The sequence below is a fragment of the Caballeronia sp. LP006 genome (assembly GCF_031450995.1).
GTDB lineage: Bacteria > Pseudomonadota > Gammaproteobacteria > Burkholderiales > Burkholderiaceae > Caballeronia.
The window spans coordinates 199846-224453 of sequence record NZ_JARTVW010000006.1 but is presented as its reverse complement, the minus strand read 5'-3'; the positions used below and the strand labels follow the sequence as shown (position 1 = coordinate 224453).

Below are 24608 nucleotides of genomic sequence, written 5' to 3'. Positions count from 1 at the left end.
TTGTTTCTACGTAGAAACTACGCGAGGTCGGGGCGGCTGACGCGTCGTTGGCGATGAACGGGTTGCAAGAAATATCCGCTACCTCGCACCGTATATTTCGTTCGAGCTGTCCGAGAAGCGCTTGCGCGCTGACAGTTCTGAGACGGAGAATGGCCGGGAGGGTTTCGCGTAAGGGTAAGCCGGTATCAGCTACAACCTCCCGAGGCGGCGTCGGTCGCGCTGAGTGGTCCCGCAGCCAGCGTCGGCGGCCAGGGCCAGTCGCATTTCCCCCCCCCGTTGAGCGATCGTCCCCGCAAGTTCAACGCGTGAATATTAAAGTTTGAGGCTATGCGAGTAGGAAGCGTCTTCCGAGATTTCCGGTGGGGCAATCCTTGTCAGCATTAGCTCCTGCTCGCCACAAGAACCATTAGCTTTCCCGCATCGGCGAGGTGGAAAATACATGCTAAAGAGCGTCGCGCAGCGTGCCGACAAACAGTCGAAACGGAGGAAGGATTTGGACACTTATGTCGGAAAGCCGTTGAGCCGGAATCCACTGGCCCTCGCTACCGTGTACAAAGACGGCTTGGGACGCCTGTGGCAAAACCAAACGGAGGCTGCAGAGTCCCTGGCAAGGTTCGGGGTTCAACGCGAACACGTTAATAGAGCGCTGCGCGTCTCGGCGTTGCCTGCCGACGTACTTCTCCTCTTCACTGAAACCGGCTTGATCGGGAGGACGGCGCGACAGCTTATTCGGATCGAGCGGGCCATCGGGCGCGAGGCGCTGGAGCAGCGAGCACGCGCGATTGCGAAGGAGGGAAAGTCATGGACCGAGATCGTTCACCTCCTAGACAAAAAGCAGCCGCCCGCGCCACAGCGCGGACGCACGCCGCAAGTCGATCTCCCTTTGGTTCGGGCACGACAATTCGCCGAGGGTGTCGCGGCCAACAAATGGAAAACGAAGACCGAGGCGGCGAGGCAGCAGGGCTGGGGAAAGGGACGGTTGTCTGTTGCGACGGCCCTCTCCACGCTTCCGACAGTGATTACCGAGCTGTTTGACGAGAAGCGTTTTTCTCACGGTAACGCGGAGACGCTAATGGCACTGGTTAGGACGCTTGGCGTCTCCAAAGTTGCTCAAAATGCCAAGGCACTTTCGGAACAGCCCCGTCGCCGGTCCGCAGCTGCAATCTTGAACTATCTTGCTGGTGGTCCTGCTGATACCGACTGCACGGTAAAGGTGAACCTCGTCGGGGACGCTGTTACTTTTTCCTTTAGCTTTAAAGCGCATGCAACCCGGCGGAATCTCATCGATGTCGACCAACTGCGAGCATTAGCGATCTCTGCATTGGCGAACTCGGTGGAAATTCCGCGATGACCCCGCGGTTTCCACGTGGAAACCTTCCTCAAATGCACGCGATTTTGCGTCTGAGGGTTTCGCTATGCCCGCAACCGTCCGTATGACGTCCGAATTACAGTTGTAGGCTGGTGAACTATAGGGAACGCGGCGGCAACGGTGCAGCGGCAGGCCCGGTTTCCACGTGGAAACCGACGTCGACGATAGGCGGCTTGCGCTTCGTTCTTTGCTTTCCGGGGAACGCAGCGGCGCGCGTGGGCACCCTTTTTGGTGAGAGGAGTTCCGCGAGTTCGCGAGTCACGGCGGCATTCGCCCTCCGGTCGCATACGCCGCGCTGGGTGACTTCTTACTCACCGTTTTCGTCACAATAACTGTCAGATCCGCTAGATTCGGGTCAACGGCGGCCATGATTTCGCCGTTGCGGTGACAAGACTAACGGTTATCTGACAGTTCGCGCGGGGCGTCTGCCGAAGATGCGGTGCAAACTTCTGTTCGCAGCCAAGCGTCCGAATCTGCTAGCCGCTTTTCTGACGAAATCGCCCGAATCGGTTAGCCATAATTCTGCTTTTTCCCAAGGCGGATTCATCGCTCGTCGATGTCAAATCCCGGTGAAGCGAACAGCAGGCGTAAATCAAAATTGCTTAACTCCCGGTCCAAAAGCGGTGGGCCAAAGTAGATATACTGAATTTGTGCCTACCCTGACAAATAGCGGCAAGGTCCCGGCGCCGTAACCTTTGCAGCAGAATGCGGTTACGATACTGTATATATATACAGTGCCGGTCCGTCATCATGTCTCTTCCGACCTTCCTACCTGTCAGTTATCACGAACTCAGGCTTCTTTGGAGCCGCTACCGAGGGCGCGACGCTGACGTACAGCGTCTGGTTCTGGAGGTACAGCGGTTCCGCGGAGTAGTCGATGAGGCGTATCAGCTTCAACAGGTGATTGACAAGTGCTGGCGGGAGGAAGGCCATGGCCAGCTCGTCGCTCTCGAAAAGCTACGTCTCTTATTGAATAACGAGCGGACCCGGTAGAAGGCCTGCGTCTTCCAACGGTTTCCACGTGGAAACAGGGGTGCCGTGTCGGGGCCATCCACGGCACAAAGGCAAAGGTGACTAGCGTGCTCGGCCCAGGCTGCGGCCTTCCAAGGGCCCGGCCTTTCAGTTGGAAGGTCGCGGGCCCAAAGGTGGTCCCGGCAAGGGTCAAGGCGCAACCGGGGCGGATGATTTGGAACCAGCGCCGCGCTCCCCGTCGGCGTGCTGATTCGAGCGAGAGGTTTGTTGAAGGCCGCAGCCCATGCGAGTACGGTCCGTGCACCATCGATTCCGGGGCCCTGGACAGCCCGTTCAAAGGTCGAATCCAGCACTCTGCGACCGAGACCACGGTCGTCTTTCTGGTTAAGTACACGGCCGCATCACCGCGACGAATTGAAACGATGTCGCTGCCCGGCCAAACGGTGCGAGTCAAAACACCTGTGTCGACAGACGGCTATAGGGTTATCCCTAATACAGCAATAATCTGTTGTTCACTCGCTCATTAATATTAAGCGGACGCTTACCTATACTGAGATTACTGAAACGCAAACAGGGCTGTTTGCGAAGAACAAAGATCCGGAGGTAAGCATCATGAAACTCGCAACTTTTATCGTCGCGGCTGCACTCGCTGTCCCCGCAGTCTCGTCCTTCGCGCAAAGCCAACCGGTGACGCGCGCGCAAGTGAAGGCGGAACTGGTTCAGCTTGAACGCGCTGGTTACAACCCGAGCATGGATCGCACGACCTATCCGGCGCAGCTCCAAGCTGCCGAAGCTAAGGTCGCTGCGCAGAACGGACAGAATAGCTACGGTGGCGTCGCCGACACTGCATCGGCATCGGGCGGCCCGGCTCACACCGGTAATAGCATCGCTCCGGTGTATTTCGGTCGCTAATCGGCCGAGCGAGCCAAGTGGCTCGCGCTAGGTACTAGAGAACTGGCCGCTGCCGGGATACCGCAGACGGCCAGTTTGCTTATTAGGACCTCCGCCACCGGCATAGCCGATGGCTTGCCCAGCACCGGCAAGGTCCTGGGCTTTTTTTGCGCTTTGCACTTCTTCGTGTGTCTACGGGAAGAGGATAGCGGCGATGTCGCGGGCGCTATGCAGGACGTGAATGACGTCGATGCGCTCGGGGTGCCCGGTGACACGGTAGAAAATCTGGTAGCTGCCGTGAACCCGATGGCGCACGCCGCGATCTCCGTAGCGAGGCACGAGCGGGTAGGCGAGGGGCATGTCTGCGAGGCTCACGCACTTGTTACGCAGCTCACGAACGAAGCTCAAAGCACGGCGTGGATTGTCGCGGGCGATGTAGTAAGCACCCCAATAGTGCAACGCTTATCAACTATTATCAAGCGTTTCGTCAGCATCGTCCGTGCGCCGCTCGCTCGGTGCACGGATCACACAACGATCTGTGAAGAAAAATGCCCGCTCACAAGGGGCGGGCTAATTCCATGTCCGAGAGGTAGGACAATGGAGGAGACGCTCCCTCAATTGCAATCATCGTACCTAACGCTCGCCTGGCTTTGGAAGACGCCTGATCAATCCGGAGGTAGTTCGGCGAAACGCCTCTCAGCCTCTACGCGAAGCGCGTGGAGCATCCCCAGCAACTCCTCTGGATGGAATCGGAAGTCGGCGGTTTCTAGCGGTGAGCCGGCTGCATGCCAGTCGTCACCGCGCTTCAAGTACGCCTCAGCTGTGTCGTTGAGAAATTTCTCGTAGGGGTACCGCAAAGCGACGAAATTATGGGACCAGTCGGCTAGCACCGGGGCATGGTCCCGGAGATCCGATGGCCCGATGCGTTCTCCGGCGACGCGAATGAGATCGACCTGAAGTTCCTGCGGGAGCGCTGCAAAAATCTCATGGTAGCGGTGGCCGCCAAGCCGCTCTCCGGCGTGGTCGTATTGTGGACGAATTTAAGCAGCAGTTCGAAGGCCAAAAGCTCGAACAGATGAGTTGCGTTCGACGAAAGGCGTACCGATCGCAGCGCTTGGACATCGTCGAAGCGTTCGATCGCGTCGCGGTACATCAGACGCAGGGCGTGCGGTGTCATGGCAAGTCCCAAAAGGTGTGGATTCTACGCGGCGACTTGACGCGACAGGGGTGAGTATCGGTCCTTGGGGGGGCGAATAACCAATGAACGACGCAACGGCCGCGAGGCGCAATAGACAGGCGTTGCCCCGTGGGCGGTCTACTGCATCAAGCCATTTACTCACCTGGGAATGGACGCGGTGCTCAATAGCCGTAATACGCCCGTCGGCGCTCGTGCTCTTGGCGCTCCCGCCATTCCCGACGCTCGCGCCATTCATGTTCTCGCAACTCGCGTCTCGCCAGTCCTCGCCATAGACGACCGATGCGGGCGCTGTCTGATAGACAACGGCCGGCGGGGGAGGCGGGGCGTAAAAAGCCGGCGGCGGAGGCGCGGCGTAGACGGGCAAGGGCGTTGCCAAGCGTTGAGAACGTCTTAACTGACAGGGGAGCCGACATGGCCAGCAGCAAAAAGATACGCTCAACGATTCGCATGTCGCTCGAAAGCCTGCTTTTCGAAAAGTCTAATTAGTCAAACCTGGTCTAATGATTTCCGCGACAAATACTGGAATTGTCCGTTGGACGTCCTGCAAGAAAGCCTCTATCAGAGCAAGCATCGCATCGTCTGCCGGCCGAGCGTCACCTGACGAGCCGGAAAGAGAGTGCATCCACGTAGCGGGGCGGTAACGTACCAGGCTGCTAAGTAGGTGGAGCCCGAGAAACTGGACAGACGGAATAGCGATATGGTGGTCCTTAATCGGCTGGATGTAGTACCCGCCATCCAATCGACCGGGCACTGCGAATAGGGGCCCCACTAGGTCGTGACTGGGCTCAAACGTTGCGAACGGGTAAACAAGCTGTCGGGTCAGTTTGAGAGGACCTCCGTGCCACTCCGTTGCGGTCGACTCGCCCCTATCCTCGATATTGACAAAGGTAATCGTTCCCCCCGATGCAGACAAAGACGCATCTCTCGGTAACCAACGCCGAAGGAACGGGAAGCGGTTCAGGCAATGTGAGAGGCTCACCAGGAAGTCTTCTACGTTTTTCCGCCATTTCAAGTAATGGAGGGCTTGCCAAGCAGGCGCTGGTGCAGCGATGGCCCACACTTCGTTATTGTTGTTATCGCGATCATTCACCTGCAAGAAGTCGACGTTCGCGGGCTCATGAAACGTTGCGCCGTAAATTCCTTCGATGCCGGGAATCCGCCCGAGGATGTCCTTTAGGCGAATCTGCGTTCCAGAAAGACTGGACGAACCCGTGCCGTTATACCGTAACCCTAGAGTCTGGACGGACGGGCGGAACTGTCGGAGGCAATCATTAAACTGGGCGAACGTACCTTTCCCGTTGATCTGTACGACAAGATCACCTAGTCGAGCGTTGTGGGGGGACTTGTCGGCAACCCCGTGTGACTGCTCGAGAGAGTCGAGTCTTAGCGTCCGGTCGCTCGAAAGTACGAGTGCCTTCGCGTAGGCTGATGAGCCGTAATAAAGCTCCAGCGGCCGTATTTCTAGTGGACTGCGCCTAGCAGCCTCAAAAAAGAGTCGGCCTTGCCGGAGACATGCTGCGATACCGCGCGCCTGTTCCAAGTTCGGCCGCCAGCCATGATTCTTCTCGATGGCGCGCCTTAGATTATCAGTACTTTCTAGGTATTGGATCTCTATCAATCGCTGCCTCGTCTTATCAGGAAAGTGGGGCTCGTTCCGCCGCCCAGGGCGATGTCATTGAACCGAAGTCGGAGTTTTAGGGCGGCTGTAGAAGGAGGCCGCTTCCCTTAGCATGCGCTGCTTTTCTGCCTGAACGTAGATTGATGTGGTCTGCAGCGACGCATGTCCGAGGATCTTCTGGACGACGTCGAGAGGGACGTCCTCGGCTGCCGCGTGCGTGCCGAACGTATGGCGAAAAGCATGTGGCGACGTGCCCGCCAGTAGCTTAATTTCGTCCACTGACAAGTCTTTGCTCGTCTCGGCAATCAGCCGCCTCATCGCCCATTCGATCATCTTATTGATGCCGTCGACGTGGTAGGCGAGGGCGGTGCCGTTGGCGTACTTCTTTTGGCCTAGGGTCGTTCGAGGAATGAAAAGCGTCGATAAGAGCGGGCCGTCTTTCGCCGTTTCGAACTCAAGCCCGCGATCGCGCCAATGCGCCGTCAGCGCCGCAATCGTCGCGGGGCTGACCGGAACTGTCCGTTGTTTGTTGCGCTTGCCCACGACGGACAGTTGCCAGACCGTTTCTTCGTCGTCGCCATGATGCGTCGGGGACATCGCGTCGCGCCTGGCGTTGACCAGCTCTTCTCGACGCAGACCCGAGTCGCCGCTCAGGAGGAGCGCGACCCGGATTGACCGCCAGTAGGCGCCGTCTTCCCGCCCGCACTGCGCGTCGATGTGTGCGCGGATGCGCTGCCACAGCGCGGGCGGCAGGGCGCGGTCCACCTTGATCAGGTCCTCACGCTGTACAACGATCGGGTCTGAGACGGCCGTCCACGGATTGCCGGCGAGGTAGCGCACGTTGACGAGCCACGCAAAAGCCGCGCGCAACGCCCGCACCGCATACCGCTGGCTCTCCAAGCTCAGTTCCGTGGTCGCGAACGGCTTCCAGCGGCCGCTGACGCGCGACGCGCGGGGACCCACGAAGTCGGGCGCAGGTGCGCGCAAGAAGTCTTTGTAGGCCTCGCAGTCGTCGGCCAGCAGCGAGCTCAGGGGCTTGCGCCTCACGGTGACCGACCAGAGCAGGAAACGCTCGAGTTCCTTGGTATAGGCCCGCAGCGTCTTCGGCTGATCGCGGTAGTGATGCAAGTACGCCCGGACGGCGTCGAGATCGTGACTCGCTCGGATGTACGGAAAGCTGCTGTGGCGGTTCACGCCGTTCGCACCCGCCAGGTCGTGCGCCAGGCTCAGCCGTTCAAGGGGGACGAGGGCGCGCGAATCCGTATCGAGCGTGACAAGCTCCGCCTCGGACGCGCGTAGCGGATCGTCCAGCACGACGTCCGGTACGACTTGAAGCCCGAGTTCGGCCTCATGCCGTTGCAGCCACGAGACGACCCGCTGTGCGCGGCCCGGTCCGATGCGCGGCACCGCCCGCCACCAACTGCCGCCTCGGCGGTTACAGAAGTCCACCAGTTCGGCCAGTGTGCCGATACCCGCGTCTTTCAGCCGTCGCGCCACCAGCGGCCGGAACCACATGCCCACGCCGTGCGTCGGTTCGGGCTTGGCAACGGCCAACAGCGCGGCCTGTTCGACCATCTTGAGCGTCACGGCCGTCAGCTTCGCGCTGCCGTGCGCTTTGGCCGAGGACTTCAGGTGATCGGCCAGCACCGACGAGCCGTGCTCGAGCGCCAGTTCGACCAAATCCGCCTGCATGCGACGCAGAAATGACTCGACCCAGCCGGGCGTCGCCTCGTTGCCATCGTCGTCCTCGGAGAAGTACAGCCGCGTGATCGTCGCGGCGGGCACGCGCTGGACGAACGCCCGCAACGCGGCGAAGTGATTGCGCGTGTACGCGGCGCGGCTTTTCGTGACGATTTGCGGCTGGTTAGCCATGGCGGCGGCTTCTTATCGTGGTTCGGAGGGCCGTCGGGACGGGGCGTAGACGCCTTACCCCCTAATTTTACCCATTAAACGTAATCCTGATAATACGAGTTATCAGGATTAGAGTGTCACAGGAGCGCGTCGTGTTCGCTGAATATTAAGCCTCTGTCTGCCGCCGCCGTCAGGCGTCGGCTTCCGCCGATTTGAGTCCAGCGGTCCACGCATCGTGAGCGCAGCCCCATCAATTCTTCCCGGAAGATGCGCGCGGCTAACGACAACGAACGCAGGATGACACAACCGGCCGCGCGAAAGCGGCTACATGGGGGTGGCTAAACAATAGGGGCGATGCGATGGGAAATGCCGCTCGAGAAGTTTGGTCGTTGACGATCGTGCCCAAGGCGCCGAGCACCGCAAGGACCCGTGTATAAGGCGTATGTGTCGATTGGTGTCGATCAAAATATCCAGAGATCGCAGGAAGCCATCTTTGCAAAAGACGCTGACCTCTTCGATCAAGCGGTCCCGCTATCCAGCCAAGTCACACCGATCGAAAACGCTCATCCGCGCGGCGCTGCAGCGAACCACTTGCCTTCCGATCAGGGCTCGCTGCGAACCAGGTTCGCAGTGGAGTGTGGCCGGTTACGCGCCCGCATCCTTCCTTGACTTTTCGAGAGCCTCGATACGATGGTCTCAATGAATCAGGAGATGCACAGCGTATGAAGACAATCGCAGTTGACCAAAAACATCACGTCCCCGCTCCTTCGCCCGGCATGCTCAAGCGAACCTCTCTGGAAGCTGACCGTGAACTCGCTCATTTGCGGGAAGTGGTGATGGGGCAGTACGTACAGCATCAGCTCCCTTGCCGATAAGCGTTGGTTACTGGAAGGCACGCCTTCATGAGCTTCGCATCGCCTACGCGTTGCTTCCCGTCCAAGTTTCCCGGCTGTCTACACTTGAGCTTGATGTCGAAGAGCTCGCACAGAAACAGGTGGACGTCGGCGCGAGCGACGAACTCCGCGTGGCGTAGATTCGCGGCACCCATTGAGTCACGAGGAAAGACCGATTCGCATCATGTATGAGTATGATCGCTGGACTACCGAATGGCTTCGCTCCCACGACACTAGATGTCTGCGGCAAACCACCGCCATTAAATGCAAGCGTGATAATACGACTTATCACCATTGAATTTGGATTGAGCGCCCATTTGTGGGTCGCGTGGCTAAATACCGAACTTCCCAACGTAGTCAAGCGGTATGCCAGACGCCTGAAGGCTATGCTTGCAATGAACGAGGCTCGGCGGCAAGCCAATTTAGAGGTCCGTTGCCGTTAGCTAGGCGCAGAGGGAGGCACCAACTGCTGTTCAAAAGCACGCCACATCTCGTGGATGTCTCACCAATGTGTATCGATTGATACGCGAGCTATGGTTCGCCCGCCTTCAAGGTTCGGTATGATGACGCTCAACCACTTTGGAGAGAATCGCAATGAACAAGCAGGAATTGATCGATGCCGTCGCGACACAGGCAGGGACGAACAAAGGTGCCACGGAGGAAACAGTTAATGCGGTGTTAGCCACAATTTCAAAAGAGGTCGCTGCGGGCAACGCCGTACAACTGATCGGCTTCGGCACCTTCGGCAGCGGCGAACGCGCTGCGCGCACCGGACGCAACCCTTCAACTGGCGCGGCAATCGAGATTGCGGCAGCCAAGACCGTCAAGTTCACGGCGGGAAAGAGCTTCAAGGATGCCGTCAATCAAAGCTGAACGAGCGACGCTTGCGAGGCTAAATCAAAACAGCTGACTCTCTAGCGGTAGGAGATTTGTCATCTTCACCGCCGTCAGCCGTTCGCGCCCATCGGGGTGGATGGATCGAATCATCACGCGCTGACCGCGGGCTTCGCCCAAAATCTCAACAATGCGATCCTGATAGCGGGCGAGTGTTCCGCGCGACGCTTTTCGCTTTGAGGGACGGCCGGTCGATGAGAGCATGAACGAAATAGTAGGATGCTTCGATCTCATTATGCCAAGCTCTTAGTCGGCCGCGTGTAGTCGTGACTGCCTGGCCACAATTATTCCATCGTCAAATGCCTATACGTCGTTTCCTTGCTCGTCGCTCGCCCGTGGACGGGCGCGGCGTCTTTGCCTTGGTCACAATCAACGCGGGCGCAACAATTCTTGAGTACAAAGGCAAGCTCATCTCCTGGGCGACAGCCCAGCGGCGCTATGAACGTTCAGCGGCGGAAGACGGCCATACTTTCTATTTCGATCTGGAAGATGGACGCGTGATCGACGGGGCGCAGGGCGGCAACTCAGCGCGTTGGGTGAATCATAGCTGTGAACCAAACTGTGAAGCCAATCGACAAGGCAGTCGCGTCTTCTTCCAAGCGTTGCGAGATATTGAGCCGGGCGAGGAGCTTTTCATCAACTATCGACTATTCGTTGAAGGCCGGAAGACATTAGCGCTGAAAAAGCTGTATGCCTGCCGATGCGGCGCGGCAGGCTGCCGGGGCACCATGTTGGCAGTTTGAACGGCACTCGCACGCGCGGCGGTTTAGATGCCGCTGCACGAAGCGGCCACGGCGTTATCCAGATCATTACAACCGGATAAGAGACCTTGCACTTTCAACGACACCATCAGCGTCGACATTGTTCAGCAGCATAGCTCGCCGCTGTGAAAGTTGCGGGCTTGCTGCATGTCGCGCCTTTGCGTCCGACTAACACCCGACAGTCCCAAATGATCATGATCACGCGCCCGCTACGCGTTTTCCGTGGAGCGGGCGCCATTCGCGATGGCTTGTGGATTGTGCACTTTGCGATGCATGGATGCCGGATACGGCTACCAGGCGGCGCAGACGGTGTGCTCGACGCTTAAGGGTGCAAACGCTTCTAGCTTTCACGGCAATTGAGCGTTTGGATGACGGACTGCAGGCGTACGGGCGACCACTTATCGGGGTTTCTCTTCGTTAATCGCGATAGCGCCCGCAGCGCGATTGGCCTGATCCAGGCGCGACGGACGCGACAAACGGACGACTGCTTTTTGAAACCGACGCGGATCAAGTCAAAGCAATACGGCTTTGTGCAGGAGCTCGAGTGCCGTCAACTCGTCGAGTCGACCTGTTCGTGCTTTACCCGCCAATGTCTTGAGCAGCGCTTCGGCGATTGGCGAGATACCGTCCAGACTTTGCAGAGTTGTTGCCGAAGCTGGTAGAGATTCAGCATTTGCAAGCGCAGGTGCCGGTACGCGCTGGCTGTTCTCTTCGATCGTATGTACATCGATTGCATCAGGCTGTTCGGTTTCGTTCATTGGAGCAGCCGCCGCCACGACACTGTTGAGCTGAGGTTCGGGTACAACAGGCGCCTTTGCGCGCTTGGCAGTAGCGGACGATGTCTCGCTTGCCAACGCAGCTGGAGCCGATCCATCCGGTGCGTCGACATTAAGCGTGGCAGCGCGAGACGCTTGTCCTTCAGCGTTTGCACGAACGCGTGATGCGGGCGCGAGTAAAGCCGAGACGGACTTGGGTATCTCCGTTTCAGAGCGCGGCTGGTCCAACCAGCCAGCTGGCAAGCCAAGCTGCTTGGTGAAGCGATTCGCTTCTGCCTCGTCCATGCGCTTCTTGCCATACAGTCGATGCGCCATGTTCGACCCGCTCATTCCCATTACAACACCAAGTTTGGCTTTCGATCCGTTGCGCTTAGTGAGCAGATGAAGGTTAGCGCGTCGGATGTTCTCGACCGTGGCGCCTTCGGGCAGACTGAGTTGCTGAGGCGCCGTTGCTTCGATTGCTACGCGTCGACCGGAAGCCACTTTTGCAGCAGTTTTATCGGCTGGCTGCTTGGCGAGTTGAGCTCGACCGGCTTTCGCATTGCTGTGCGAGCTCTTCGTTTTCTGAGATGGCATTTTTGCATCCTCGGATGAACTGTCCGCAACAAACAGCTGGTCTTGTATAACTGGGATGGCCGCCATCGGTGGCGTCTGCGTCTTGACGTCATCGTCCGCGTCGTCGTCCGCTCGGGCAAACTCAAGAGGCGATTTCAAGCGAAGAAGGAGTTCGGGCGAAAGAGCGGGGTAAGGCTGATCGAAATACCCATGAGGCAGACCAAGTGTGGTCTCCATGTGGAAAGCAGTCTCGGGCGTGAATCTTTCGCCTTTCATCAGTTCCGCTACCCGTGGCAGCGTGGAGTCCAGCGCCAACGCAATATTCTCTGCGCCGACCGCATTCACGAGAAACTGAAACGATCGCGTCTTAATAATTGACGCCGTTGAAGTAGGCTCTTTCGAAGGCAACTGAGAGGGCGTACGGCTGCGGGGCGAAGAAGTGGATTTAGACAGGTGGTGAGGCTGCCGCCCATTTGCCTTGTCTCGGTACCCCGCACTGCGACCGCGGGTTTGGCTCATAGCTTAGGCTCCAGTGACGCGGATTGACCATCAGCCGGATTATAGACGAGGGAACGTTGGCTGCCCGATGCGAAAGCTTGACGAACCTCGCTCCAACGGGCGTTGGCACGCCGTCGTTTGAAAGTCGGATTTTTTGGAGTTGGGGCCGAGTTCTCACCCAACTCGGCCGTGCGAAAGCCGCTGCGTTAAGTGATTTTTTGAGTGCAACGGTCATTCGCTCGCTGCCGCCGACGTCGGATCATCGGCCTTTGCCGTCATTCGAGCACCGGCTGTGGACTGGCAGCTGACCACCGCTTTCCGGCCTTCCGCACGTCAACGTTGGCGACCTTAACCCAATTGGTAAAGTTGGGACATTCGACACGCTTACCCAGATCGTCAACAATTGCGCGTCTAGTCTGGACCTAGGCGGCTGCTGGGATTTTGTAGAGACCCGACACCCGCGCGATCAAGCACTCACGCAGACTTTCATGCATTTACGCAGCGAGCGTTTGCTTTCCTGGTGGCACTGCCAGGACATGTACGTCATTAAGTTCTTTGCCGGCGGGCAACCAAATTAGCAAGGCAGAAGTCAATGAACGTGTGTACCTTGGCTGGCAAATGCTGACGAGACGGATATAACGCATAAAGCGGAAAACGTTCGTTGGGCCAGTCCGGAAAGAGCTCGATCAACTGACCGCTCTTTAACAAGTCTTCGGCCCCAAGCTCTAGCACTTGAGCGATGCCAGCGCCGGCCACGCAGGCCCCGAGCATGGTGCCGACATCTGAAACAAGCAGATGACCTGCGGGCGTCACTTCAACAACTTCGTCGGCACGGCAAAACTGCCATTCGAATGCTCGTGCCGCTGCGGCGTTATAAAACAAGATTCGCTGGTGACGCTCCACGTCGTACGGGTGTTCTGGTCTGCCGAACGCCTTAATGTAAGCAGGTGAGGCGACTGTCAATACGCGGGTTTCGCTCAGCCGCCGACCCACGAAAGACCCCGCTGGAGGCTCGCCAAATCTGATCGCGAGGTCAAAGCCGTCAGCAACTAAATCACCGACGTCGTCGCGCATAATCAGCTCAATCGAAAGGTCCGGGTATTGTTGCAAAAAGCCCGCGAGCGATGGCGCCAAAGCGATCCGCGAAAAAAACGGGTCGACGTTCACTCGTAGCCTTCCGCGAACGGAGTTCTTGGAACCCGAGGCCCTGGCCGCGGCGTCTTCGATGCCGACCAGATGGGTACCGACCTCGTCATAAAGACGCTGCCCTTCATCAGTAAGCTTGAGCGAACGGGTAGTTCGTTCAATCAGGCGAACGCCCATGCGTTGCTCAAGGCGTTTCATCGCCTTACTGACGCCCGAGGGTGATAGACCGAGCGCATCTGCAGCACGTGTAAAGCTCTGACTTTCGGCCACCGCGGCCAGTACTGTGATGCCGGCAAACAGCTGTCCGTCAAAGGTCATTGCACTATCTCCCAAGCGCACGTTAATGAATAAAGTCAAAAATAATTTGACTATGACCTACTTTATTCTAACGCGAGACGATGCAATCCTTGCATCAAACGAGGCCGATGGGGTCCGTTTCACCAAAAGGATCAATCATGAAAACTATTTCTACACAAGGTATCGAGATTCCGCATCTTGGTTTTGGAACCTTCCGGATGCCAGGAGGTGGCTGTCAGCCGGTTGTCGAAGGCGCACTAAGTATTGGCTACCGCCATCTCGACACCGCCGCCATGTACGACAACGAGGAAGCGGTAGGCGCTGCTATTTCCAACTCGGGACTTGGCCGAGAAGAATTGTTCGTTACTACCAAGGTCTGGCACGACCAGCTGAGCCCCGAGGCCATGCGGCAAGCATTCGACGCGAGCTTGGCCAAGCTGAAGCTCGACTACATCGATCTGTACATGGTGCATTGGCCCGCAAGAGACATGAATATGGCTGCGACGATGGAAGCGCTGGCCGCGTTACGCGAGGAGGGCCGAACCCGAGCGATTGGCGTATGCAACTTTAACCTGCCGATGATCCGCGAAGCGGTGAGTATCGTGGGTGCCCCAATAGCGGCGGTGCAATTGGAATATCACCCGTTTCTCGATCAATCGACAATGCTGACATACCTCCGAAGTCAAGGCATTCCATTGGTCGCGTACGCACCTCTAGCTCAAGGACGTGCCACAAAAGATGAAACGCTCGAGCGAATAGGCAAAAAGCACGGCGCTAGCGCGGCACAGGTGGCGCTTGCCTGGTTGCTGGAACAGGATGGTGTCGTCGCGATTCCCAAAGCGCAGCGGCTCGAAAGCCAGCAGTCGAACCTCAACGCGACCCGTCTAAATCTCGACGACGAAGACCGTCAGAAAATTGCCGCCCTGCCCAAGAATCAACGCTATGTACGGCCGCCATTCGAGCCGGATTGGGATGCGAAATGAACACATGCCGCTTCAAGGCGTGCAACCGTCCCGAATCGAATGGGCTCGATTTAACCCGATACCCGGCGCATCGACGCTTAGCTAGAAAGCGCGAAGCTGCCCAGAGCAGGAGCTAGGAAAATGTCATTAAATCAAGCAACGCACGTGAAATTGGACAACGTAGACGAAAAGGTAGAATCGCAAAGGTTCCACGTTAGCCGTTCAATTTTTAACAGCCCAATCGCGGCGACTGTCTCCGCTGCAGTACTTTTGAATTTTGGCGCACTGCCGGGCAGCGCATTTGCCATCGGCCAGCAGACCGCAACGGCCGCAGCGAATCACTCTCCCGCAAGGACCATGAGTGACGACCTCACAAGGCGTTCCACCGAAATTCACTGGCCCAAAGGTTTCGAGCCAGTGAACGCCGATCTTTTTTCGCACAACCAGATTTATATCGACGCATCTTGCGAGCGCGTGTGGGACCACATCATCGACGCAAATGACTGGCCCGAGTGGTATCCGAATTCACACGACGTGCAGATCATGGGACAAACCGGTAATCCGAAGACGTCGGCGCTCGGAGCAGAGAGCGTGTTCCGGTGGACAACATTCGGTTTGCGTCTGGAAAGTCGGATCAACGAATACACGCCTCACTCAAGAATAGGCTGGTACGGCTATGCTCCCGGCGCCGCCCCGAGCTTTTATCACACCTGGTATCTGAAACCGCAGGGCGGTGGCTGCCGTGTAGTGATGGATGAGGTTGGCAAAGGAGCCGATGCCAAGAAGTTGCGAGAGAACAATGAAGCCCTGATGCACCGAGGTCATGATCTGTGGCTGGCCACCCTTAAGTGGGTGTCGGAAGGCGATTGAGTTCGAGCGTGCATGAAGCGGAAAGGGAGGTGCGGCGTGACTGCGGGGTCTTTGTCTTAAAAATAGTCGTCCACGATCTGCATTTTTGTTTGGCAAGACTTCGGTTTCGGTCGTGCAACCAACCTGTTGCGAATGCCCGCTGTCGGGGGCGGATTCAACGGGTCGATGCAACACAATAACGCCATGTGAGCGGCGGGAGTGTTGCGATGAAACAGAGACCCCCAAATTTACTAGAGTGAGAGTCAGAAGGCGCTAATGTGGGAGCGCTGGCGTGCAGGCGAGTCGCTGCAGCATATTGCGCAGCTATTCGATCGTAACCATTCATCCGTAGCGGGAAAACTGGGGCAAACTGGAGTAATTCAGCCTCCACTGCGACGGCGATCGAAGCGGTCGCTCACGCCTGCCGAGCGCGAAGAAATCTCAATAGGTCTCGCAGCGGATGAGTCGATTCAATCGATCGCACGGCGCCTGTCGCGAGCGCCGTCTACGATCTGCCGCGAGATCAAGCGCTACAGCGGCGAGAAAGGCTATCGGGCCGACCCGCTGATGAGCTTGCCTGGCAGCGGGCGCTGCGCCCAAAGACATGCAACTCGTCGCGACACCGGTGCTGGCAAATCTTGTGGCAGCAAAGCTGCAACTGGAATGGTCGCCGGATGGCTAAAGCGAACTTGGCCGGGCAACGAGGGTTTCCACGTGTCTCACGAAACGATCTATCGGACGCTCTTTATTCAAGCACGCGGCGCGCTGAAGAAAGAGCTGCTGGAGCATCTGCGGCGCACCCGTGCCATGCGTCGCTCACGTCATCACACGCAGAAGACCGAAGATCACGGTCATATACGCGATGCTGTTTCGATCAGCGAACGTCCCCCCGCGGTTGAAGACCGCGCCGTTCCGGGGCACTGGGAAGGCGACCTTTTGTGCGGCAGCGGTAACAGTCAAATTGCTACGCTTGTCGAGCGACACACACGCTATGTGATGCTAGTCAAGATTGACAGCAAGGACAGTGAAACTGTGGCTAAGGCGCTCATCAAACACGTCGGCAAGCTTCCGCAAGAGCTCTACAAATCGCTTACCCGGGATCGAGGCACCGAGATGGCGGGGCACAAGCGGTTTAACATTGCCACTGACATTGCCGTGTATTCCTGTGACCCAAAACATCCGTGGCAACGCGGCTCTAACGAGAATACGAACGGGCTGTTGAGTGCCGCGCGTCAAACAAGGTGAGAGCAGCGCGTCAATCAGGATGAGAGCCGCGCCGAGGAGTCTGCCCCGCTGCGGGGTGCCTTGTCGGTGGTCGCGGTAAATCGGGTATGAACAGCGCTTCCATGTAGCGAAGGGAGGCTGAGTTGCCCGGCCGACACATCAACGACCAGCAGATGAGGCTCTACATGAAGTACACGCTCAAGGAAGGACCAGCTCAAGCGGCTGCGCGCGCCGGGTTCAGCGCCGCCACGGCTTATCACATCTATCACGATCGGCGACCGCCATCGCAGAAAAAGGCACCACGTGGGCGTCGGCGTCCCGACCTTCTAGCGGCAATCTTAAACACCGAGATCGTGCCGCTGCTCCAGTCCGCTCCCGGCATCCGGCCGATAGCCGTACTGGACGAGATGCTTCGGCGCCACCCCGAACTTCCGAGCAACGTGCGGCGCACACTGGAGCGTCGTATTCGTGACTGGCGTGCACTCCATGGCGAGGAGCAAGACGTTATGTTCCGTCAGGTATCCGTTGAACCGATGGGAAGCGTTCACACGCTACTGCGATGATGGCCAGCTCGAAATTGATAACCTGCCAGTCGAGCGCGCGCTACGCGGGGTGGCCATGGGGCGTCGCAACTATCTGTTCGCTGGAGCAGACTCTGGCGGCGAACGTGCCGCCGCCATCTACAGCCTGGTTGGCACCGCAAAATTCAATTGCATCGATCCTGAGACGTATCTGCGCTACGCGCTCGCACGCATCGCTGACCATGCGATCAATCGCGTTAGCGAACTCACACCGTGGGTCGTCGCCGAGCAGCTCCGCAGTCCAGCCTGACAATCACGATCCCAGTCAAGACGTCGCTGCTGCCACGCTTACCCGGCGTCTACCCGTCTTTGACTTGATCGTCGTGTAGTGGAGTTTGCAGCTCCATCGTAAGCGCGTCTGCATTACCGTGTAGATATCCTCGTTGAGTTTGGCTACTTTGGTGTCCACCAAATGAATGAACTGACCCCCGAAGGTTGCACCTATCTTTGGGGAATGTCTTGGGAAAATATACAGAACAAGCGAAGCTCGCTGCAGTTAAGGATTATTGCGCTGGCCATCACGGGCTCAAGGTCGTCGCGCGACGTCATGGCATCAACGTAGAATCGCTGCGTAGATGGGCAGCGCTTTACCGCGTACATGGCGCTGAAGGTGTGCAGGAGAAGCGTAGAGCGACCTATAGCTTAGAATTCAAGCTATCGGTTTTGCAACGTATGCGAGATGACGAATTGTCCTACCGCCAAGTTGCAGCCCTCTTTGATATCCGAAATTTCAACATCATTGGCAACTGGGAACACGCATACGACGAAGGCGGCATGGCCGGCTTGTCGCCGTACGCTTCCGTGCGCCGCCCAAGAATGAAAAAGCCGTCAACTAAAAAGCCTTAGCCGAAGTCATATGATGGCAGCTCCCCTAGCCGCAAAGAGTTGCTGGCAGAACTGGATCATCTTCGAATGGAGAACGCATACCTAAAAAACTCGACGCCTTAGTTCAAGCGAAGAAGCAAGAAGCGCAGCAGTAAAAGCGCGAATCGTGCTTGAACTAAGGCAACAATATCCACTCGCTGGCTTGCTCAAGGTGGCGGGCCTGGCACGGAGTACCTTCTACTATCAGAAGAAGGCGCTCGGGATTGCCGACAAGTATGCAAGCCTGAAGGTCCGGATTCGCTCGATCTTTGACGAGCATAAGGGGCGGTATGGCAATCGCCGCATCACTGCCGTGATATGGCAAGAAGGCACCAAGATCAACCACAAGACAATTCAGCGCCTGATGGGTGAACTTCGGCTGAAGTCGTACGTCCGGTTGAAAAAGTACCGTGCATTCAGAGGCGAGGTGGGCCTTGCGGCGCCGAACATTCTTGAACGGCGATTCGATGCGAAGCGTCCGAACGACAAATGGGTAACTGACGTAACCGAGTTCAATGTCGGTGGCGAGAAGCTGTATCTCTCGCCCGTTCTCGACCTGTACAACGCCGAGGTTATCGCTTTCGAGATAGCCCGACGACCTCTGTTCGACATGGTCAGGACCATGCTCAAGAGAGCGTTCGCGCGCCTCGGACCGAACGACAGACCCATACTCCACTCGGATCAAGGCTGGCAATACCGAATGCCGGTCTATCGGAAGGCTTTGGACAAGCATTCTGTCAAACAAAGCATGTCGCGCCGGGGCAATTGCCTCGACAACGCGGCGATGGAAAGCTTCTTCGGCACACTGAAGTCAGAATTCTTCCACCTGAACAAGTTTCGAGACGTTGATGAACTGCACGCCGGACTGAAAAACTAAATTCACTACAAACACGAACGTATCAAGATGAAGCTAGGAGGCGTGAGCCCAGTCGCATACCGGTCTCAGCTCGCAACAGCATAGCTGTCACACCGTCCAACCTTCGGGGGTCAGTTCATGAATGGTGGACGCTATAGTGGACAACGCTGCGCAATCCAGACGGTCCAAACGCCCCAATTGGCGCGGCACCGGTCGAAATCCCGAAGACGCCGCGCACGGCTGTGGAACAGACACCGCGCAAGCCACTGCCCGAACATCTGCCGCGCAAGATCCAGACGCACTTGCCCGAATCCGCCGGGAGGTGCACGCAGTGTGGTGGGCGCGGCCTGGTCGAGATCTTGCAGGCCACGGTCGTCGGGATCAGCACCTCGAAGCTTCACGAATTGCGCAAGCCTGGGTATGAAGCTGCCGTCGCTGCGCGATTTTCAGTTCTTCGAACAGTCGCGCGACACGCACATAGAACGCGGAGAAGCTCCGACGGCACGCCTGCAGCGCGCAATTTCTATTGTCGAATGACGGCCGACCGCCGCATATTGTCGATAATCGACATAACTTGCTCCTGTTGGCTTTGGATCGCAAGCATTGGTTTCATTTCCTCGAAAGGAGGTATTTTCAAAGGGCGGGTCGCGTCTACCTGCAAAACATGGTATCCGTCGTCAGCGTTTATCGCGGGGTCGGTCACTCCTCCACTCTTTAGCCTTAGGATTGCATCGGCTACCGGCTTGATGAAGCGGCCCGGGGAACTCCAGCGACTCTCAGGTCTATTAAAGCCCGGGCCTGATAATCCTGCATCCCTGAGGGCATCGTCAAATTTCGCTCCCGCCCTAATCTCGCGAACAACGGCGTTCGCTTTAGCCTGGTTCTTTACCACAACTTCTCTTACTTTATATTCCTGTCCTGTCCCGGCTGCTGCGTGCATGCGGTCATAGATTGCACGAAGATTTGCGTCGGTGGCAGGATGAGTGTCCAGAAAGTTCTCAACATAACGGCGAACGATGATGGTTTGTCTTGTCGCCTCAGCTTCGGCGAGGGCTTTGCGATACGCCGTGTTCGCTTCAGCGATGACATCGGGCTTCATGTCGAATCCGGATTGATGAGCTGCCTCAAACAATAATTCCCGACGGGTTATCACTTCCCGGATTTGGCTTTGGATTGCCCTTACATCACTTATCCCACTAGCGCGCAGATGGTCGGCATACATAGACGCAGTGGTTTGCGATATGGGCACTCCATTGATCGTCATAAACGCTTCATCGCCAGCATTCGCGCCGCTGCATGCAGCGGCGGCTAGAGTCGCAATCAAAATTCGGGCAGCGGGTTTCATAGGGTTGAATTCCAGATGAAAGACGCCACGACGCGATCGGCCGTGGTGTGTAGACTTTAGCGCTCAGGCGTTAGCGTGTAAATGTGCCGAGGGTCGTCAGGTTTGCCGATGAATTACCAACGTAAACCGTGTAAGTTCCCGGCGGGGTTATGAACTGCTGACTAGTCTTGTCCCAAATACCTAGCGGATGGTTGGACGCTGCCGGGTCGATCGCGATTGTCGTGTCAGCCGAAGAGCCATGCGCCACAGCGATCTTCTGATAGCCGACTAGCCGCTTCGGCGGCTGCGTGAGGGCATCGCTGCTTGGGATACCGAGGTAGACTTGAACCACTTCCGAGCCGTCCAGTGGCCCGCTGTTTCTCACGGAGGTCTTAACGTAGTATCTCGAATCCGAAGCTGTGGCCGGCGTGAAGGTGGATTTTAGTTCGAAGTTGGTATAAGACAGACCGAAGCCGAACGGGAACGCGGGTGTGATCGAGTTGGTGTTGTACCAGCGATATCCGATGTTCAGCTTCTCGTCGTAGCTGACCGTCGGCTTGCCGCCTTCGAGGACTCCCGGAAACTGATACGGTGTTACCTGGCCCATAAATGCCTTGCCCGCGAGGGGAAAGGTTACGGGCAATTTGCCGCTTGGATTAGTCGTTCCGTAGAGCACTTCAGCAACGATGTTCCCATCTTCCTGACCCGGGAACCAAGCTTCAACGATGGCTGGTCCTGAGCTGCCGACTAGTGACGCGTCCATTGTGACGCCGGCTCCATCTTTCAATACCAACGCCGTTTTGGCCGCCATTGACCGGCCGGTGGTGGACGACATGCCCATTACGCCTTGGATCATCGCGACGGTGTTGCTGTTACCGGCTGCGGCAGCCGTGGTTGCTGAAGTGGCGGTGTTCGTGTACCAATCTAGGTTGTCTCCTACAGCAGAGAGCGCCGTACCAGCAGTCGTCGCGAACGAGGCACGATCAGCGCCTTCCTCAGATATCGTACCAGCAAAAATAATAACCTGATCCGCACTAGCTGCGGCAGATAGTGCCGCCTTATAGCTCGAAGGCACACCGTCTATCGTGGCCATCGAGTTGGCATCGTCAACCAGGATCAGACGAACAGATGCCGTGGTGTTTCCAAGCGAGGCAAGGACGTTTTTCACACCTTGTACTGGGGTGACAGTGTAAGTTGGCACAACGTCAGAACTGCCGCCACCGAAGCCGAAAGCCACGCCTACTTTAGCACCGCCTGCCACTGCCTGCTGCGCGTAAACCTGTGTCTTCTTGCCCACCACAACGATATTCTGAGCGGTGTTCGGGAAGGGGAGCGCGCCGTTGTTTTGAAGAAGCACTGCCGACTTTGCGCCGATTGATTGCGCATGCGTGCCGCCTGCAGTGAAGTCGATGGCGGTCTGAACGAGCGGACGATCGAAGATGCCCATCCGGAACATTTGTGTATAACGAGGCAGGAGCGCGTTGTTAATGTCGGTCTCGTTGAGCGTGCCGGCGACCAGAGCAGCGTTCAGCTTGGCAGGCGTCCATTGGGAAATTAGGAAAATTTCCATATCCATGCCAGCCTTCATCGTGTTCACCGTTGATTTGGCGGCGGCGTTGTCTGACTGGACGTAACCTTTGAAACCCCATTGTTTGCGAAGAACGCCGGTAAGGTTGTCAGGATTTTGACAGGACTGGTAACCGTTCACTGAGTTGTACGAACACATCACAGCCGCAACATTGGCGTCTTTTACTGCCATTTCGAACGGCAGCAGGTACAACTCGTGCAGGACCTGATCGTCAATGTTCTCGGCAAGGCCGCCGGTGCGATTCGTCTCTTGTTCATTAGCGACAAAATGCTTTGCCATTGCAATGACGCCGTTACTCTGCACGGCAAGCGTTTCCGCAACGGCCATCGTCCCACTAAGATATGGGTCTTCACCGAAGTATTCAAAATTGCGGCCCAACACAGGCAGGCGAGCCAGGTTCATACCGGGTGCTTCAAATACCTGTAGTGCCAAATGATTCGCTTCCATGCCGACAACATTGCCGAATTCCGTTGCGACGCCCGGATCAAATGACGCAGCCATCGCGATGGCGGAGGGCAGCGCTGTAGCTTTTGCAGATGAAGGATTTCCCAGCACTGCTTGTAGGTTATTGGGATCAACGCTTGTGGGAACGCAGTCATTCTGTCCAATACCAACCGGGCCATTGGTAATCCGTAGCGACGGTATTTCCAGTTCGGGAATACCGTTCACGTGGCGGGCTCCAAGGCAGGACGGAATTTCCGGAACAATAGTGGCACCTGACGTTACAAGCTGTTGCTCTTTTTGGGCGAGTGTCAATGCAGACACCAATAAAGAAGCGCGTTGGTCAGCAGTTAGCTTCGCGTCCATCCACGGGTGAGCCATTGTCTTGGCTTGGTCGAGCTCTGACTCTACGTTGCTATCCCCACCACAGGCAGACAGCAGCAAAGATATCGCTGCCGCGACGAGCATGCTGCTTTTGAAAGTGTCCATACCGTATCGTCTCCTAAAACGCGTAGAAATTCTTTGCAGTGATGGAACACAAGTTTGCAGCCGGAACTGCAGTCATAGAACTGGTGTTCGTTGGTCATGTTCGGCAGACCCGGTTAAGACATCAGTAGCAAACAAACGTCATTTCGCTGATGCTAGCCAGTTGAAACGCTGCGCCAATCTGGTCGTTCTGCTCTTACAAACATCGCTAGACCGATGAACCACACGGACGCAAAGGCCAACCCTCAACGATTGACGATCCGCCCTATGTACCCTGAGCAGAGCAATGTCCGCTCACATGCCGACCAAACGGGTTTTGGTAACTGAAACACCCAAACTGCTGCCGCTTTCACGATGACCCTATATTCTTTGCGGCGTCACTCGGTCTGATGCGGAACGCCGAGTTTATTAGTATGACTTAGTGATCAAACAAATTCGGAGGGAAAATTGGTTGTTAATTGGCACATTGTTGAGAACTCGCTATGGGGAGGTTGCCGATTGCCTCGATCGATGCGGCTAGGGACGCCGCTCGAAACCTGTCATCTCCAACTTCGGTGAGCCTACCTATTTGTCAGGCAAATTCGATAAGTGAAGTGCAATTCGGAAGCAGATCCAAATTCAAACTAAACGTGGCACTTGCCTCATCAGTTGTCAGACGTCCGGAGTGTAGAAATCGCCATTTAATTTGTACAGCGGTATATACCCTCAGTCCGAGATAGGCGGGTACCTTCCAACAGAGGAAAAATCGGGGGTACGGGCAATCGATACGGAGCCTTGGAAGACATCAGACATCGTAGATTGGGGAGTGCTTTTACAACTTCGAGGCGCTGTCCCGCTCCCGTTCGCTCTGCATGCTAGTGTTTGTGGCACAAGACCTAGCGAAGCGTGGCGGCCGTTTTCGAAGTCTCCGAAACTTGTACTGCCGCGATGATCGCTGTCACGGTCTTGGGACCGACTCCTGGATTAAAAATAATCAAGCCCGATACCGACGGCTGCGCGTGCGAAGTTGATGCCGGGAATTCGCGATACATCGACAGCACAGCTTAAGCAAATGAATCTTGGTCACTAGCCCATGGCTGATAAACACCGCAAGGTGGACGACCGCCCTAACGAAGTGGTGCCGAATTGCTCTGCAGGTCGCCAGCGCGGCGGCAATGTGCATGTAGCGAGTCATCGTTGATGGAATACTGCTAAGAATTGTCACGCTTGTGGCTTTCGCGTGTGAGCTATGTGTGGTAATCGGAAGCATGCGAAGGATGAATGCTGACGATGCGCTCGACCACGTGTACGGTTGCACGATGTGCTGCCACATCAATCTGCGCGACCCGTGGGGCCGGCACCATTTCACGCGTAACATCCGCAAGGGCTTCGATAGGTTCTGCGGCGCAGGTCCGTGGTTCGTCACACGTGACGAGATTAGCGAGCCCAGGGTCTACACATCGACGTGCAGCAAAGCGGCCGGGCGGTGATACGAGCGCACACGGCGGACATGATCAACGGTGTACGCGAACTGATTGGCTCCCTGTCGACGGTGACAACGCTTAAGCCGGGCACACTGAACACAACAGGCACATCTGCAAGCGTGTCGAAACTCGCGGGCGGCGACCGCCTCAAGGGCATCATCAACGATATCGGTTCAATGGAATTGAGGGTTCGTGCTATGCAGCAAGCCGCAGCTTAGATCATCGATGGGGATGACCTTGCGATCTACGAA

The 24608-nt window shown here is 56.9% G+C and carries 15 protein-coding genes and 4 pseudogenes; 11 read left to right on the top strand and 8 right to left on the bottom strand.

Annotated features, from left to right (window positions below):
* The first annotated feature begins 439 nt into the window (after positions 1 to 439).
* Together P9250_RS31535 and P9250_RS31530 are read left to right on the top strand one after the other, a co-directional pair.
* Positions 440 to 1351 (top strand): hypothetical protein, encoded by a 912-nt coding sequence (locus P9250_RS31535; RefSeq protein WP_310397307.1) that lies wholly within the window; start codon positions 440 to 442, stop codon positions 1349 to 1351.
* 1602 nt (positions 1352 to 2953) lie between these two features.
* Positions 2954 to 3253 carry a DUF4148 domain-containing protein gene (locus tag P9250_RS31530; RefSeq protein WP_310397305.1) on the top strand — a complete coding sequence of 100 codons (300 nt, stop codon included), beginning with the start codon at positions 2954 to 2956 and terminating at the stop codon, positions 3251 to 3253.
* Between the two features lie 171 nt (positions 3254 to 3424).
* On the opposite strand, the gene P9250_RS31525 is transcribed toward P9250_RS31530, so the two are convergent.
* From P9250_RS31525 to P9250_RS31510, 4 genes are all read right to left on the bottom strand, one after another.
* The gene (locus P9250_RS31525) at positions 3425 to 3691 is read right to left on the bottom strand and encodes a type II toxin-antitoxin system RelE/ParE family toxin (protein ID WP_310397304.1); all 267 of its coding nucleotides are present in this window, start codon (positions 3689 to 3691) and stop codon (positions 3425 to 3427) included.
* 424 nt (positions 3692 to 4115) lie between these two features.
* Positions 4116 to 4409, bottom strand: coding sequence for a hypothetical protein (locus tag P9250_RS31520; protein ID WP_310397301.1), 294 nt, complete (start codon positions 4407 to 4409; stop codon positions 4116 to 4118).
* Between the two features lie 499 nt (positions 4410 to 4908).
* Positions 4909 to 6048, bottom strand: a complete 1140-nt coding sequence (locus P9250_RS32690; RefSeq protein ID WP_409014996.1) for a YaaC family protein — start codon at positions 6046 to 6048, stop codon at positions 4909 to 4911.
* Between the two features lie 54 nt (positions 6049 to 6102).
* Complete coding sequence (locus P9250_RS31510; protein ID WP_310397299.1) at positions 6103 to 7920, bottom strand: site-specific integrase; 1818 nt, start codon at positions 7918 to 7920, stop codon at positions 6103 to 6105.
* Between the two features lie 1466 nt (positions 7921 to 9386).
* Between P9250_RS31510 and P9250_RS31505 the strand changes: the two genes are divergently transcribed.
* Together P9250_RS31505 and P9250_RS31500 are read left to right on the top strand one after the other, a co-directional pair.
* Positions 9387 to 9665 (top strand): HU family DNA-binding protein, encoded by a 279-nt coding sequence (locus P9250_RS31505; RefSeq protein ID WP_310397296.1) that lies wholly within the window; start codon positions 9387 to 9389, stop codon positions 9663 to 9665.
* Between the two features lie 326 nt (positions 9666 to 9991).
* Entirely contained in the window at positions 9992 to 10429 is a 438-nt protein-coding gene (locus P9250_RS31500; RefSeq protein WP_310397661.1) for an SET domain-containing protein-lysine N-methyltransferase, read from the top strand.
* 530 nt (positions 10430 to 10959) lie between these two features.
* On the opposite strand, the gene P9250_RS31495 is transcribed toward P9250_RS31500, so the two are convergent.
* Both P9250_RS31495 and P9250_RS31490 read right to left on the bottom strand, forming a co-directional pair.
* Complete coding sequence (locus P9250_RS31495) at positions 10960 to 12297, bottom strand: hypothetical protein (protein WP_310397293.1); 1338 nt, start codon at positions 12295 to 12297, stop codon at positions 10960 to 10962.
* A 525-nt stretch (positions 12298 to 12822) separates the two neighbouring features.
* A complete protein-coding gene (locus tag P9250_RS31490; protein ID WP_310397291.1) occupies positions 12823 to 13740 on the bottom strand; it encodes a LysR family transcriptional regulator in 918 nt (305 codons plus the stop codon).
* A gap of 137 nt (positions 13741 to 13877) precedes the next feature.
* Between P9250_RS31490 and P9250_RS31485 the strand changes: the two genes are divergently transcribed.
* The 6 genes and pseudogenes from P9250_RS31485 (at position 13878) to P9250_RS31460 (ending at position 19160) form a co-directional block, all read left to right on the top strand.
* Positions 13878 to 14702, top strand: coding sequence for an aldo/keto reductase (locus tag P9250_RS31485; RefSeq protein ID WP_310397289.1), 825 nt, complete (start codon positions 13878 to 13880; stop codon positions 14700 to 14702).
* A 120-nt stretch (positions 14703 to 14822) separates the two neighbouring features.
* A complete protein-coding gene (locus P9250_RS31480) occupies positions 14823 to 15551 on the top strand; it encodes an SRPBCC family protein (RefSeq protein WP_310397287.1) in 729 nt (242 codons plus the stop codon).
* Positions 15552 to 15806: 255 nt separating this feature from the next.
* Positions 15807 to 16775: an IS30 family transposase gene (locus P9250_RS31475; protein WP_310397284.1), complete on the top strand. Its 969-nt coding sequence runs from the start codon at positions 15807 to 15809 to the stop codon at positions 16773 to 16775.
* Between the two features lie 152 nt (positions 16776 to 16927).
* Positions 16928 to 17275: pseudogene (locus tag P9250_RS31470) on the top strand (IS21 family transposase); the annotation flags it as partial.
* Positions 17271 to 17585, top strand: a pseudogene (locus tag P9250_RS31465) (transposase); the annotation flags it as partial. The pseudogenes P9250_RS31470 and P9250_RS31465, both read left to right, overlap by 5 nt.
* Before the next feature lie 209 nt (positions 17586 to 17794).
* A pseudogene (locus P9250_RS31460) lies at positions 17795 to 19160 on the top strand (IS3 family transposase).
* A gap of 418 nt (positions 19161 to 19578) precedes the next feature.
* Here P9250_RS31460 and P9250_RS31455 read toward each other — a convergent pair.
* Entirely contained in the window at positions 19579 to 20400 is an 822-nt protein-coding gene (locus P9250_RS31455) for a peptidylprolyl isomerase (RefSeq protein ID WP_310397281.1), read from the bottom strand.
* Between the two features lie 70 nt (positions 20401 to 20470).
* Positions 20471 to 22897: a glycoside hydrolase family 3 N-terminal domain-containing protein gene (locus P9250_RS31450; protein WP_310397279.1), complete on the bottom strand. Its 2427-nt coding sequence runs from the start codon at positions 22895 to 22897 to the stop codon at positions 20471 to 20473.
* Between the two features lie 1244 nt (positions 22898 to 24141).
* Here P9250_RS31450 and P9250_RS32685 point away from each other — a divergent pair.
* Positions 24142 to 24575: pseudogene (locus P9250_RS32685) on the top strand (fumarylacetoacetate hydrolase family protein).
* Positions 24576 to 24608 lie beyond the last annotated feature (33 nt).